This window comes from Bradyrhizobium sp. JR4.1, from assembly GCF_040548605.1.
GTDB lineage: Bacteria > Pseudomonadota > Alphaproteobacteria > Rhizobiales > Xanthobacteraceae > Bradyrhizobium > Bradyrhizobium canariense.
This window is the reverse complement of record NZ_JBEPRY010000023.1, coordinates 45,857-60,263: the sequence shown is the minus strand read 5'-3', so window position 1 is coordinate 60,263 and position 14,407 is coordinate 45,857. Positions and strand designations below refer to the sequence as shown.

Genomic DNA, 14,407 nt, shown 5'->3' with positions numbered 1-14,407 from the left:
TTCAAACCTTGAACTCGTCCCGATACCGGGTGACAAAATTATGAACTCCGTGCGCGATCGGCGTTGACGGTGCAACGCCGGCGTCCCGCATCAGATCATCGACATCCGTGAACGTTTCCAAAAGGTTTTCCGGCTGGATCGGCAGCAATTCTTTGATCGCCGTCCGACCCAGCTCCTGCTCCAGAACTCCGACGTGCGTCAGCTCTTCCGGATGGTGGTTGCCGACATTGTAGACCCTAGACGGCGCATTTGCGGCAGCCGGGTCATCCGCGGGCACCAAGCCGATGAAATCGGCGGCACACGTGACCAAAATCGCATGATCCGCCATCCTGTTCCCAAGGACTGCTTGGCCCGATCTGTCGCTCGATCTTTCGCCCGAGGCGCCTCTTTAGCCGCCGCGTCGACCGGGTCGCAACAGCCCCACCGCCCTGCATGAGGGCTCCCGATCACCGCTATTGCAAGATCGGCGCCAAAACCATACCAAAGCGGCCGAATTCGGCGCCTTGCGTCGGGTTGCTTCAAAACCCTTGTTCATGCGGGCGAAATGCGCCGAATCCTGCTGTCGACGGCCAAGATCCTGATTTCCGGGGCGCTGCTGTACCTGGCGCTGCGCAAGGTCGATCTGTCCGAACTGTTTTCGCGTTTCACCGTGACCAGCCTGTTCTGGATCGGCCTGGCGATCGCCGTCACGTTCCTGCAAATCTTCGTCGGCGTGTTGCGCTGGCGCGAGATCAGCGCCGCATGCGGCGCCCCGCTCGAGCTCAGCCGCGCCATGCGCTACAACGTGATCGGATCGTTCTTCAACCAGACCCTGCCCTCGGCGATCGGCGGCGATGCGGTCCGGCTGTGGCTCGTCGCGCGCGCCGGCGCCGGCTGGCGCGCTGCGACCTACTCGATCTTTGTCGACCGCGCGATCGGTTTGATCGCGCTCGCGATCATGATCGTGGCAAGCTTGCCGTGGAGCTACGCCCTCATCTCCGATCCGCACGGGCGCTCCGCCCTGCTGCTCGTCGACTTCGCCGCGCTTGCGGGTGGTCTCGGCTTCCTGGTCTTCGGCGCGCTGCAATGGCGCTGGCTGAAAACCTGGTGGGCCACGCATCACATTCACGCCTGTGCGGTGATCGCCAACCGAGTGATCTTCAGCCGCTCGCGCGGACCGGCCGTCGTGATCCTGTCGCTCGCCGTGCATGTGCTGGCCGTCGTGGTCGCCTGGTGCGTCGTGCAGTCGATCGCGGCGCCGGTCGGCTTCAGCGACGTCTTTATGCTGGTGCCGCCGGTGATGCTGATCACGATGATGCCGATCTCGATCGCCGGCTGGGGCGTGCGTGAAGCCACCATGAGCCTCGCGTTCGGCTTCGCGGGGCTGGCCGCCAACGAGGGCGTCAACGTCTCGCTGCTGTTCGGCGCCGTGTACTTCATCGTCGGCGCGATCGGCGGCTTGGTCTGGATCCTGAGCGCCGAGAAAGCCGCGCAGGGATCGGCGCCGCTCGGGGTGCCGGAGTGAACGGGTCCGTCGACGCGCTCGGCGCGATACCATCGCTGCTTGCCGTTGCGATTGCCGCGCTGGTGTCGGGCGTCATCACCTGGACCAGCCGCCCCCTGCTCCAGCGTTACGCATTGGCACGGCCCAACGCGCGGTCCTCTCACCGTATCCCGACCCCGCAGGGTGCGGGCATCGCGGTGATATCAGCGACGCTGCTGGTCGCATCAGCCTGGGCAGCCTGGGCGAACGTCGCGATTCCGCCGGCGCTGATCGCTGCGACGGTGTTGATTGCCGCGGTCGGATTTGCCGACGACGTCAAGTCGCTGCCGGTGCTCGTGCGTCTCGTGCTGCAGGCCGCAGCGGTCGGCGCCGTCGTGTTCACCACGCCCGAGACCGCGCGCATCGTGCCGGCGCTGCCGCTCGCGCTGGAGCGCGGACTCATCCTGCTGGCGGGCGTGTGGTTCTTGAACCTCGTCAACTTTATGGACGGGCTCGATCTGATGACGGTGGCGGAAGTCGTGCCCGTCAGCGCGGCGCTGCTGCTGCTGGGACTGCTCGGCGATTTGTCGTGGCCGGCCGCGCTGATCGCCGCGGCGCTATGCGGCGCCGTGCTCGGCTTTGCGCCGTTCAACAAGCCGGTCGCAAAAGTCTTCCTGGGCGACGTCGGCAGCCTGCCGATCGGCCTTTTGCTCGGCTGGTGCCTGCTCGAGCTCGCCTGGCGCGGGCAGCCCGCCGCGGCGCTGTTGCTGCCGGCCTATTACCTCGTGGATTCGACCATCACGCTGTTCCGGCGCATCGCAAGGCGCGAGCAATTCTGGTCGGCGCATCGCTCGCATTTCTACCAGCGCGCCACCGATCACGGCTTCACGGTCTCCCGCGTGATCGGGGAGGTGTTCGCACTCAATCTCGTGCTCGCGGGGCTTGCCATCGTCACCGCTCGCGCCGGCTCGGTGACGATCACGCCGATCGCACTGCTGGGGGGCGCAATCGCGATCGGCGTCGTGCTGCGGCGCTTCTCGCGCCGTCCGGCGTCTTGAAGGACATCAAGCCGCGGTCGAGCCAAATTCCGGAACTGCATCCTTCAGGATGGTTCGGATGGCGGCGCGATCGTCGCGCACGATCGCTTGCTCAAGCGTCGCAATCCATTTGCGCAGCGTCTGCATCGGCGGCTCGTTCGGCTGCGCCGCCATGATCCCAGCAACTCCGATCTCGCGAGTCGGCTCCGCGGAGGCGAACAGGATTTCGTGCAGGCGCTCGCCCGGTCGCATGCCCGTGAACACGATTTCGATGTCGTAACCAGGTTGCAGGCCCGAGAGACGGATCATGCGCTCGGCGAGATCGACGATCTTCACCGGCTGGCCCATGTTGAGCACGTAGACCGACACGTCCGAACGCCGCGTTCCGAGCGCATGCGTTGCCGCCGTGATGACGAGATCGCAGGCCTCGCGGATGGTCATGAAGTAGCGAACCATGTCGGGATGCGTGACCGTCACCGGGCCGCCTGCCTCAATCTGGGCCTTGAACTTCGGAACCACCGAACCGTTCGAGGCCAGAACGTTGCCGAACCGGACCGAGATCAGCCGCATTGGCGGCTTGGCGCTGCCGCTGCCTGCGGCAAGGTCGTGATCGAGCGCCTGGCAGTACATTTCCGCAAAACGTTTGGTCAGGCCGAGCATTGACACCGGTTCGATCGCCTTGTCGGTCGAGATCATCACCATCTCCTCAGCACCGGCCGCCACGGCGGCATCCGCAACGTTGATCGTGCCGAAGATGTTGGTCTTCACGCCTTCACTCCAGTCGCGCTCGAGAATGGGAACGTGCTTGAGCGCCGCGGCGTGGAACACGATGTCCGGCTTGAACTCCGTCATGAGGCGCATGATGCGCTCGCGGTCGCGAATGTCGGCGATCCGGCCTTCGATCTCAGCTGCCGCACGATGCGCAGCAAGCGCTTCCGTGATCGCGTACAGCGCCGGCTCGGAGTTTTCCACGATTAGGAGCCGCGCGGCGCCAAACGCGACGACGCGCTCGCAGATCTCTGAACCAATCGAGCCGCCGCCCCCGGTGACGATCACTGCCTTTCCGTTGATCAGTGCTTCAAGGCGTGCATAGTCGATCGTCTCGCTCGGCCGCAGCAGGAGGTCTTCGACCGCGACCGCGGTGAGCCGCGGCGCCTCGCCGCCTTCGAGCGATGGCATGCGGCTCACGATCACGCCTAGCTTGCGTGCCCGCATCAGGATCGATTCCGGATGGGCTTCCGGTTCGAAGGCCGAAGGCGTCATCACGACACGGGCGATCGCCTTATTGCGCTTGGCAAAATCACTAATGACGTCTTCGACGTCATCGATGCTGCCCAGCACCGGCACATTGCGGATGAGCTGGCCCAGATCGGCACGCGACGGCGACAATATGCCGACCGGCCAGATCCGCTTGATCGCTCCGCTCTCGATGCCGCGGAGCAAAACCTCGGCATCCGCAGTCCGCCCGATCAGCAGCGTCGGCGCGGTGTCATTGATGCGGGCATGTCGCCGCACCCGCGCGTATCGGAAGTAGCGGTAGGTCATCCGCAGCGCGCTGAGGAATGCGATCTCCAGGAACCAGTAGAGGACGATGGTCACCTTGCCGACAAAGAAGCTGCCACGGACGTTTGGTGCAACGAAGATGTAGTCCAGCACGAGCAGGGCCACCGTCAGCACGGTCGCGGCGCGGATGATGTTCAGCGCATCCGGCAGCGAGATGAAGCGCCATTTCGTCGTAGTCAGGTTTAAGGTGAAGAACACAACCACGCTGAAGGCGAGGAAGTAGGGCAGCATCTGCAACAATAGCGGCAAGCGTTCGAAGAAGCCGTCGCCACCTTCAAAGCGCAAATAGAAGGCGGCAAAGAGCGCCGCCGCGGTCGCTAGCAAGTCGTGGAGCGCGATCAGGAAATTGCGCGAGGTGAGATGCGAAAGATGCGTCATCCGCCGACCAATGAAACCCAGTTAGATTGCAATCTGACGCGCTGATAGCCCATCTGAACCAGACTTGCCAGCCGCGCGACGCTCAGGAACTGGCTTCCCTCATCTTGGCCTCGACCTGATGTGCCCGAATCACCATTCCGCCGGCTACGCCGACGCCAATGACGTACATCCAGCCCTCGTGGAAGTCGAACAGGTGGGAGTTGAACAACGAGGTGAAGACGTTCTGCACTACGACTAGCAATCCGATACAGTTGGCAAGTCCGCTGCCGCGAAACAGCCGCAGATGCAGCATCCAGATAGCGTAGAGGACGACGATCCCGATGACGCCCCATTGCACGGCAACGTTCAGCGTCTGATTATGCGGATTGCCGATCACCTCGGCGGATGCCAAGTACTGGCCTTTGGGCGTTGCGACCCGCTCGAACAATCCGCGCGTCGAGCCCGTGCCGTGTCCTTTGATGGGCGCCTCCGCGAAGAAGCCGAGCGACTTCCGCCAGAATTCGAGCCGTAGGCCCAGCGAGGTGGGCTCGCCCCTTTCCACATAGCGCGTGTAATCGTCGGTAAACCTCTCAGCCGTCTGGCGCAAATGCGGCGAAGCCTGCCAGGCCAAAAAAGCGCCGGCGAGCAGCGCAGCGGCGACGATCGCAATGTTGCGCCATTTGAGATGAACCAGCGCAAACACGCCGAACATGATCGGAATGGTGACGAGTGCGGTGCGCGACACCACCACGAAGATCATATTGACGAAGAAGCTCAGCGCAACCGCCGTGAGCACCCCGGCTAACCAGTATCGCTTTTCGCGCAGCAGCGTCACGATCGGATAGGCGAGCGCGACCGCGCAGAGGGTGAATTCCTGGCTCTGGTCGATGTAGTTCTTAACGAAGATGCCGCGTTCGGGCGCATCGGTCTTGAGCGCGAGGTCCGGGTAGAAGGCCACCAGCCAGGACATCATCGACAACAAGGCGCAGGATGCCAAAAAGGCGATGAAAATCCAGTGCCCGCGTGGCGAGCGCTCGAAATGGTAGAGCAGGACGGGTAGCACCAGCAGCTTGATGGTCGGATTGACCGCATAGAATCGCGCGCCCCAGGTCGCATCCGACCAGAGTGTCCCCACCAGCGCGAGCAGCACCAGCGCGATCGGCGCGATGCAGATCGGCCGCTTCAGCGATTGGAGGAACGCGCGGACGTCGAGGAACGGCACCATGCACAGCAGCATCAGCGCGTTGAAGATCCCCGCAAGCGAGGTCGACCAGGGCAGGGAAGCCGCGGTCAGGACCGCAAATATATCAACGGTCTCGCGCCAGGCCATGGGGCTGCGCAGCCGGCGAAGCACCATCTCGCCCATCGTCTCGCGTGCGAGCGCTGTCACTTGTCCCCTCCCCGGGCGCGATGCACCAACGCGGTCGTACTGAAGCCCTGGAGGATGTCGACCAGCACGACCGTTCCGCCCGCGGCCTCGACGACCTCATGGCCGACCACCTGCTCGCGGGTGTAATCGCCCCCTTTGATCAGCGCGCTCGGCTTGATGCGGGTGATCAGGTCGATCGGCGTATCCTCATCGAAAATAACGACGAGATCGACCGCTTCGAGCGCCGCCAGCACTTCCGCACGCGCTCGCTCGTCCTGAACAGGGCGGTCGGCGCCCTTCAGCCGCCGCACCGAGGCGTCGCTGTTGAGGCCCACGATCAGGCGGTCGCAGGCGGAGCGCGCCGCTGTCAGCACCTTGACGTGGCCGGGATGCAGGATGTCGAAGCAGCCATTGGTGAAGCCGACGCGCTGGCCTTGCTTCTTCCATTCCGCGAGCTGCGCGTCGAGCGCACCGGGCTCGAGCACGATCTTCTCTTCGGCCGCGAGATAGGCATGCGGCAATATCTTTCGCTTCAGCTCGGCCACACTCACGCTGGCGGTGCCCTGCTTGCCGACGGCGACGGCGGCCGCGGCACTGGCCATGCGAAGCGCCGTGTCCCAGTCTGCGCCGGCGGCGAGCGACACCGCGAGCGCGGCGGCAACGGTGTCGCCGGCGCCGGAGACGTCGCGCACCTTGACCGGAAATGCCGGAACGTGAACGGCCTCGCCGTTGCGCGGCACCAACGTCATGCCGTGCTCGCCTTGGGTGACCAGGATCGCTTCGCAATCGGCGAGCCGCATCACGTCCTCGCTGGCATCGACGATGCTCTGCGGGGTGTCGGCGCGGCTTCGGGTCGCTTCCGAAAATTCCTTGCGATTGGGCGTGAGCAACGTCGCGCCGCGATAGATCGCCCAGTTCAGGCTTTTGGGATCGACGATTACGGGCTTGCCGAGTTTTCGCGCGGCATCGATGGTGTGGCGGATGACGCGGGCAGTCAGCACGCCCTTGGCGTAATCGGATAGCAGCACGATGTCGGCGCGCGTGATCTGCGGCAGGATCGCCTCGATCAGCTTGGTCTCGATCGGATCGGAAGCAGGCTGTGCCTGCTCCCAATCCGCACGCAGCATGTGCGTGGAAAAATGCTCAGAGACGAAACGGACTTTTCGCGTGGTCGGACGCGAGGGATCGCACACCAGCACGCTTTCGATCGCGCCCTGCTCCGCAAGCGTCGAGGCGAGCTGCCTGCCCGCCTCGTCGTCACCGACGAGGCCGACGAAGATGCAGCGCGCGCCGAGCGCGGCGACGTTGCGCGCGACATTGCCGGCGCCGCCGATATGGATCTCGCTGCGCTGTGCCGCGATGACAGGCGCCGGCGCTTCCGGCGAGATCCGCGATACCTCGCCATAGACGAACTCGTCCAGCATGATGTCGCCGATGCACAGCACCCTGCGGCCCGAGATGGCTTGTGCGAGGGCATCGAAATCGAGAATGGGCGTCGGCATGGTGATGGGCCTCAGCGGAAGCGGTCGGGCCGGTCGAGATAATCCCCGACATAGGCCTTCACCGCGTCCTCGAGCGTCGTGAAACCGCCATTATAGCCGGCGCGGTGGAGGCGATCGACCTCGCTCTGGGTGAAGTACTGGTAGCTGCCGCGGATCTGCTCGGGCATGTCGATGTATTCGATGTTGGGGCTGGCGCCGAGCGCGGTATAAGCCGCCAGCATCAAATCCTTGAAGCTGCGCGCTTTGCCGGTGCCGACATTGAAGATGCCGGACACCGAGGGCGTCGCTAGCAGCCACATGATCACGCGCACGACGTCGTCGACATAGATGAAATCGCGGCGCTGGTCGCCATCGGCAATGCCCTCGCGATGCGACTTGAACAATTGCACGACGCGGCCGGCTTTGACGTCGTCGAAGCGGCGCGCCAGCACGCTCATCATCGAGCCCTTGTGGTATTCGTTGGGGCCGAACACGTTGAAGAATTTCAGCCCGGCCCATTGCGGCGGCAGCTTCTCGCCGTTCGCTGCGCGCTCGGCGACGGCGAGATCGAACAGGTGCTTGCTCCAGCCGTAGAGATTCATCGGCCGCAGTTTTTTTAGCGCAGGCACGGAGCTGTCGTCGTCAAATCCTGCCTCGCCGTCGCCATAGGTCGCCGCCGAGGAGGCGTAGATCAACGGCACGGCATTCGCCGTGCACCAGTCCAGGAGGCGCATCGATAGGCGGAAGTTGGTCTCGAACACCAGGTCGCCGTCGGTCGCAGTGGTCGCGGAAATCGCCCCGAGATGGATCACCGCATCGAGCTTGCGGCCCTTCAGCCAGTCCGGCAGCTCAGCCGGCGGCACGATGTCCACAAGCTGCCGCTTGGCGAGGTTGCGCCATTTGCCCTCGTTGCCAAGGAGATCGCAGACCACGACGTCGCTGCGGCCGGCCTCGTTCAGCGCGGCGACGACATTCGATCCGATAAAACCGGCCCCGCCGGTCACCAGCAACATTCCAACTTCCCTGCCAGATTTTGCCTGCCCGAAGTTTTGCGGCCCGGTTCTGCCCTAGCGCATGATCCGCCAAAGTGTAAGCGGTTTTGGGATTGCCGCTCGGCCGGCTTTACCTGCCGGTCCGGAGCGGCTAACCGAAACCGCCACATCAGCGCACCTACGGCCCTATAACTAATGAACCAAGATTCGCAGCTTAGTGGACATGTAGATCGGAGCGACACGCGCCCGATCCTGATCGTCCCCTACATGTGGATCGGCGATTTCGTCCGGAATCACACCGTCGTGCGGGTTCTGAACGAGCGCTGGCCGAACCGGCCGGTCGATCTGCTCACGACCTCTCTATGCGCGCCCTTGGTCGATTACATGCCGGGCGTGCGCGAAGCGATCGTCTGGGACCTGCCGCGCGGCCGGCTCGCCGTGGGCCGCCAGCTCGGCCTGGCGAAGCTCCTGCGCGAGCGGAACTACGGCACCGCCCTGGTGCTACCCCGGACCTGGAAGGCCGCAATTGCGCCCGCTTTGGCCGGGATTCCGGAAAGGGTCGGCTTCGTCGGCGAGTTCCGATTCGGCCTGCTCAATCGCTGGCGCTGGGGCGAAAAGAAGCTGCCCCGCTTCATCGACAAGAACGCCGCCCTCGCCCAGCCCGATGGCGCCCCGCTGCCGGCGGAATGGCCGGTGCCGCAATTGCGGGTCCCGGCCGAGGACGTCGTTCGCTGGCGGCAGGCCAATGGCCTCAGCGCCGGCGCTGCCGTAGCGCTCGCCCCCGGCTCGGTCGGGGTGTCAAAACGCTGGACCTATTATCCCGAGGCCGCCCGCTTGCTCGCCGAGCGCGGCCTTGAGGTCTGGGTTGTCGGCGGCCCCGGGGAAAAGGGCCTGGCGCAGGAGATCGTCGCGGCTGGCGGCGCCGGGGTGCGGGACCTTACCGGCAATGATCTGCGCAACGGCGCGCTGGCCATGGCCGCGGCCGGCGTCGCGATCTCCAACGATTCCGGCCTGATGCACATCGCAGCCGCCCTCGGCACGCCGACAATGGGCATCTTCGGCCCGACCAGCCCCTATCTCTGGGCCCCCCTCAACGGCCTGGCCGCGACAGTGGTCCAGGGCAAGAGCGTGCTCTCCTGCCAGCCATGCCAGAGCACGATCTGCAAGATGAACGACCACCGCTGCATGCGAGATATCGCGGCGCAGGAGGTGGTCGAGATCGCGAGAGACGTGCTTGTGAGGACGCAGGGACTTGGAAATGTTTGACGGCCGCGCGGCGAAGCCCGCCGCATTCCTCGATCGCGACGGCGTCATCAACCATGACGATGGCTATATCGGGACGCAAGACCGCATCCGCTGGATGCCCAACGTTGCCGGGGCCATTCGCCGCCTCAACGAGGCCGGCTATTGGGTGTTCGTCTTCACCAACCAGTCCGGCGTCGCGCGCGGCCTCTTCACCGAAGTCGATGTGAACCGGCTGCACGGCTGGATGCGTGACGAACTCGCCCGTGACAGCGCACGGATCGACGACATCCGCTTCTGTCCATACCATCCGCAAGGAACGGTCGCCGGCTACATCGGAGAGCATGATTGGCGCAAGCCGGCACCTGGTATGTTGCGCGATCTCGTCCAGCACTGGCCGGTGCAACTCGACGGCAGCTTCGTAATCGGAGATCAGGCCCGGGACGTCGAGGCCGGCAAGGCGCTCGGACTGCCGAGCTTTCTCTTTCCAGGCGGTGATCTCGACGCGTTCGTGACCGAGGTGCTCGCCCGGACCAAGCGACCTTAGATTGCGGCGATCCGGCGGGACAATGAGTGGAGAAAGAACGTCAACGGGTCCCGTGCCGGAGCGCATCCCCGGAGGCCGCGCACAACCTGCAATGTCCCCTACTGACCTTAGGTGTCTCGTCCGACGGCTCAAACAAGCTCGTAAAATTCGCATTTGCATTGTATGGGCCGCGAAGCCATTGATTCCGCTGCCCCAGCTACTGTGCCGGGAAATGTTTTCTCCGCTCGCTCAGAGCAATGGCCGATAGACCTCACCGATCCGGGCCGCCTCGGCATCGAGGCTGAACCGTTCGAGCACCCGTGCCCGCCCGCGTTCGCCCATCGCGGTTGCGGCAGCCACATCGCGCATCAGCGGCTCCAGCGCTGCGGCCAACGCATCCACATCACCGGTGGGGATCAGCACGCCTGTCACGCCATCCTCGACCACGAGTTCGGCCGCGCCCGCGCGCGCGGCGACCAGCGCGCTGCCGGCCGCCATCGCCTCGATCAGCGTCAGGCCAAAACCTTCGTTGCGCGAGGTGAAAGCGTAGATCGTCAGCCGCTGATACCAGCGCTGCACGTCTTCGATCGGGAGTTCGCCGGTGATGACGATGCGCGATTGCAGACCGGCGGCCTCGATCCGCTTCTTCAGGTCGTTTGCAAAAGCGGTTTGCTCGGCTGTGACCTGACCGACGATGATTGCGGTGAAATCCGGATAGCGCGGCAGCAGGCGGCACATCGCATCGACGAACACATCGGTGCCCTTCTGCGCGCGCACGCGGCCGAAACAGCCGATCGCGTAGCGGCCCGACAGCGCGGCTTCCGCGAAAGTAGCCGTGCGGTCGAGCGGCGGCGCATAGATTTCGGTGTCTACGCCATGCGGAATCACCGTCGCCTTCACTTTCAGGAACGAGGCCGAAAGATCCGATGTCGCGATGATCGCGTCCATGCGCCGGATCAGCCAGCGCGTGATCCAGCTATGATGGCGCTGTGCCGCCGAGGTGAAGACGAGCTTGAGCGGCCAACCGAGCGCGCGCAACAGCACGCCCGCGATCATCTCGTTGTTGCGGCGCGCGTGCCAGATCACCGGGGCCTTGCGGCGCCATAACTTCAGGAGATCGCCACCATTCAGGCGCGCGATCCCCTCCGGCGCGTCGGAGCCGAACCACGCGGCGCGAAACAGCTTTGCCAGCCGCGGCGCCACCATCCGGTTGGTCGCGGTGACCCCGGAATAGCGCCTGTGCAGATTTGGCACGATCACTTCGAGATCGCTCGGGGAATTCGCCACGTCACGCTCCGTTTCGAAAGTCCCTATACGCAACATTAAGCATAGTGACCAGTTCAGCCGCGCCGATACCCACTCTTCACCACGTAAACGTTAGCTTGGAGCATTGATCGAAGACGGGTGAGATCATGACTGTGCTTGTCACCGGCGGTGCCGGCTATATCGGAAGCCACACGGTTCTGGCGCTGGCGGAAGCCGGCGAGGACGTCGTCGTGATCGACGATCTCTCCACTGGGTTCTCGGCCTATCTGCCCGAAGGCGTGCCGCTGTTCATCGGCGATGCAGGCGACGAGAACCTGCTCGAAGGCGTGATCGCCCAGCACAACATCGAGAGCATCATCCATTTCGCGGGCTCGGTGGTCGTGCCGGATTCGATGCGCGATCCGCTCGGCTATTATCGCAACAATTTCACGACGGCGCGCAACCTGCTCAATGTCGCGGTTAAGCGCGGCATCGACCGCTTCATCTTCTCCTCGACCGCGGCGGTGTACGGCGATCCGGACCTGGTGCCGGTGCCCGAGCATGCGCCGACACGGCCGCTGTCGCCCTACGGCTCGTCGAAGCTGATGACCGAGATCATGCTGCACGACGTCGCCGCCGCCTACGGCATGCAATACGTGACCCTGCGCTATTTCAACGTTGCGGGTGCCGATCCGCAGGCCCGCATCGGCCTTGCCACCGTCGGCGCCACGCACCTGCTCAAGATCGCGGTGGAAGCCGCGACCGGCCAGCGCGCCAAGATCGACGTGTTCGGCACCGACTATCCGACCCCGGACGGCAGCTGCATTCGCGACTTCATCCATGTCACGGACCTGTCGCAGGCGCATCGCTCGGCGCTCGCCTATCTGCGCAACGGCGGCGCCTCGACGACGCTCAATTGCGGCTATGGCCGCGGCTACTCGGTGCTGGAGACCATCGACGCCGTGCGCCGTGTCTCGGGCCGCAGCTTCGCCGTGCAATACGCCCCGCGCAGGCCCGGCGACATCATGACCATGGTCGCCGACACCAGCCGCATCCGCGGCCTGCTCGACTGGAAGCCGCAATACGACGATCTCGAGACCATCGCGGCGCACGCGCTGGCCTGGGAGGACAAGCTGTTCCGCGAGCGTCACGGCGAGCTCCGCCACGCCGCCTCGGCCTAGATTCCATTCCAGCGCAAGCCCTTAATTGGGCTTGAAAAGCGCTGGCTTAGCGGGCACAGAGGCCGTTCGATCCCTGACGCGCGGGCAGGCTTTCCTTGCGCCGTCAATGGACAGCGGATGGCTCAGTTTCCAAAGAAAATCACCGACGATCCCTATGCGGCAGCGGTGCTGATTCGCCGCCTGGTCACGGAACAGGGGATCATCTACTGGCGGCGCTATCTCGTCGCCTTCGCGCTGATGGCGCTTGCCGCCGGATCGACCGCGGGCGCGACCTACGTGCTCGGCCAGGTCATCAACCAGGCCTATGTCGACAAGAACATCCCGGGCATCGCGATGTTCTCGGGCATCACGGTGATCCTGCTCTTCATCAAAGGCGTGGCGACCTACGGCCACATGGTGATCCTGACCAAGATCTCCAACGCCATCCTCGCCACCAACCAGCGCCAGCTGTTCGCCAAGCTGATGCGCGAGAGCGTCGGATTCTTCTCCGAGCGGCATTCGTCGGAATTCCTGGCGCGGCTGACCGCCGGCGCTAAATCCATCACCGATGTCCTCAACATGCTGGTCAATGCGGTCGGGCGCGACCTCATGATGCTGCTCGCCATGATCGGCGTGATGGTGTGGCAGGACCCGGTGATGTCGTTCATCGGCCTCGTCGCCGTGCCACCGGCGATGCTGGTGCTGCGCAAGCTGGTCAAGCGCATCAAGGGCCTCGCCTATAACCAGTTCACCGGCACCGCCGACATCCTGGAGACGATGCAGGAATCGCTGCAGGGCATCCGCACGGTGAAAGCGTTCACGCTCGAAGACACCATGCAGAACCGCATCGACGAGAATATCGCGATCGTCGAGCACAACGCCAACAAGATGGCCCGCGTCGCCAACCGCTCCAATCCGCTGATGGAGATGCTCGGCGGCTTCGCGGTCGCCGGTTGCCTGCTTTATGGCGGCTACAGCGTGGTCGCGCTCAACGCCACGCCGGGCGCATTCTTTTCCTTCATGACCGCGTTCCTGATGGCGACCGAGCCGGCCAAGCGGCTGGCGCGGCTCAACATCGACCTCAACAGCCAGCTCGTCGGCGCCCGCATGCTGCTCGAAGTCGTCGACAGCCCCGCGAGCGAGCATTCTGACGACGACAAGCCGGCGCTGAAACTGTCGACTGCACGCATCGAGCTGCGTGACGTCAGCTTCTCCTACCGCAATGGTGAGACCGTCCTCAACCGCATGAGTTTCGTTGCCGAGCCCGGCAAGGTCACCGCATTGGTTGGCCCCTCCGGCGGAGGCAAATCGACGGTGCTGGGGTTGCTGCTGCGCTTTTACGAGGTGACGCAAGGCGACATCGTGATCGACGGCCAGTCGATCGGCGCCGTCTCGCGAAAATCGCTGCGGGCCCAGACCGCCTATGTCGGCCAGGACGTCTATCTGTTCCGCGACACCATCCGCAACAACATCGCCTTCGGCCGCGCGGGCGCGACCGAAGAACAAATCATCGATGCTGCGAAAGCGGCCTGCGCGCATGATTTCATCATGGGCTTCCCGCTCGGCTACGACACGCCCGTCGGCGAGCACGGCACGCAGCTGTCCGGCGGCCAGCGCCAGCGCATCGCGGTCGCGCGCGCGCTGATCAAGAACGCGCCGATCATCCTGCTCGACGAAGCCACCGCCGCGCTCGATTCCGAGTCCGAGCGGCAGGTGCAGGAGGCGATCGAGCATCTCTGCCAGAACCGCACCACCATCGTGATCGCGCATCGCCTGCACACCATCATGCACGCCGATGCGATCCTGGTGGTCGAGGGCGGCGAGATCGTCGAGCAGGGCCGGCATGACGAGCTGCTCCGCCGCGGCGGGCGCTACGCCTCGTTCTTCCGCCTGCAACATCACGACGCCGGCGCTCTGGCGCCGATCAGCGCAACCGCATAGAGTTCCCTTCACCCCAAGAGCAGCGAGATCGC

At 64.5% G+C, this 14,407-nt stretch carries 12 protein-coding genes; 6 read left to right on the top strand and 6 right to left on the bottom strand.

All coding sequences use genetic code 11. The features are described from left to right. Window position 1 precedes the first annotated feature (1 nt). Window positions 2–328, bottom strand: a complete 327-nt coding sequence (locus ABIB90_RS32415; protein ID WP_035994555.1) for a Rossmann-fold NAD(P)-binding domain-containing protein — start codon at window positions 326–328, stop codon at window positions 2–4. A gap of 216 nt (window positions 329–544) precedes the next feature. Between ABIB90_RS32415 and ABIB90_RS32410 the strand changes: the two genes are divergently transcribed. Together ABIB90_RS32410 and ABIB90_RS32405 are read left to right on the top strand one after the other, a co-directional pair. Then, a complete protein-coding gene (locus ABIB90_RS32410) occupies window positions 545–1,504 on the top strand; it encodes a lysylphosphatidylglycerol synthase transmembrane domain-containing protein (protein WP_007602004.1) in 960 nt (319 codons plus the stop codon). Further along, window positions 1,501–2,520 (top strand): MraY family glycosyltransferase, encoded by a 1,020-nt coding sequence (locus ABIB90_RS32405; protein ID WP_007602003.1) that lies wholly within the window; start codon window positions 1,501–1,503, stop codon window positions 2,518–2,520. The genes ABIB90_RS32410 and ABIB90_RS32405 overlap by 4 nt, the downstream gene beginning before the upstream one ends. A 6-nt stretch (window positions 2,521–2,526) precedes the next feature. Here ABIB90_RS32405 and ABIB90_RS32400 read toward each other — a convergent pair whose 3' ends face one another. From ABIB90_RS32400 to rfaD, 4 genes are all read right to left on the bottom strand, one after another. After that, complete coding sequence (locus tag ABIB90_RS32400; protein ID WP_007602002.1) at window positions 2,527–4,440, bottom strand: SDR family NAD(P)-dependent oxidoreductase; 1,914 nt, start codon at window positions 4,438–4,440, stop codon at window positions 2,527–2,529. An 82-nt stretch (window positions 4,441–4,522) separates the two neighbouring features. After that, window positions 4,523–5,809, bottom strand: a complete 1,287-nt coding sequence (locus ABIB90_RS32395; protein ID WP_354202123.1) for an O-antigen ligase family protein — start codon at window positions 5,807–5,809, stop codon at window positions 4,523–4,525. Continuing rightward, a complete protein-coding gene (gene rfaE1 / locus ABIB90_RS32390) occupies window positions 5,806–7,290 on the bottom strand; it encodes a D-glycero-beta-D-manno-heptose-7-phosphate kinase (protein ID WP_354202122.1) in 1,485 nt (494 codons plus the stop codon). The genes ABIB90_RS32395 and rfaE1 overlap by 4 nt, the downstream gene beginning before the upstream one ends. An 11-nt stretch (window positions 7,291–7,301) precedes the next feature. Beyond that, complete coding sequence (rfaD, locus tag ABIB90_RS32385) at window positions 7,302–8,282, bottom strand: ADP-glyceromanno-heptose 6-epimerase (protein ID WP_007601996.1); 981 nt, start codon at window positions 8,280–8,282, stop codon at window positions 7,302–7,304. A 174-nt stretch (window positions 8,283–8,456) separates the two neighbouring features. Between rfaD and waaF the strand changes: the two genes are divergently transcribed. Both waaF and ABIB90_RS32375 read left to right on the top strand, forming a co-directional pair. After that, window positions 8,457–9,527, top strand: a complete 1,071-nt coding sequence (gene waaF, locus ABIB90_RS32380; RefSeq protein WP_354202121.1) for a lipopolysaccharide heptosyltransferase II — start codon at window positions 8,457–8,459, stop codon at window positions 9,525–9,527. Next, window positions 9,520–10,050, top strand: coding sequence for a D-glycero-alpha-D-manno-heptose-1,7-bisphosphate 7-phosphatase (locus ABIB90_RS32375; RefSeq protein WP_354202120.1), 531 nt, complete (start codon window positions 9,520–9,522; stop codon window positions 10,048–10,050). Before waaF ends, ABIB90_RS32375 begins: the two co-directional genes overlap by 8 nt. A gap of 228 nt (window positions 10,051–10,278) precedes the next feature. Here ABIB90_RS32375 and ABIB90_RS32370 read toward each other — a convergent pair whose 3' ends face one another. Then, the gene (locus tag ABIB90_RS32370) at window positions 10,279–11,316 is read right to left on the bottom strand and encodes a glycosyltransferase family 4 protein (RefSeq protein ID WP_354202119.1); all 1,038 of its coding nucleotides are present in this window, start codon (window positions 11,314–11,316) and stop codon (window positions 10,279–10,281) included. Between the two features lie 125 nt (window positions 11,317–11,441). On the opposite strand from ABIB90_RS32370, the gene galE reads away from it, so the two are divergent. Continuing rightward, entirely contained in the window at window positions 11,442–12,455 is a 1,014-nt protein-coding gene (gene galE, locus ABIB90_RS32365) for a UDP-glucose 4-epimerase GalE (protein WP_354202118.1), read from the top strand. A 117-nt stretch (window positions 12,456–12,572) separates the two neighbouring features. Next, window positions 12,573–14,375: an ABC transporter ATP-binding protein gene (locus tag ABIB90_RS32360; protein ID WP_354202117.1), complete on the top strand. Its 1,803-nt coding sequence runs from the start codon at window positions 12,573–12,575 to the stop codon at window positions 14,373–14,375. The last annotated feature ends 32 nt before the right edge of the window (window positions 14,376–14,407 follow it).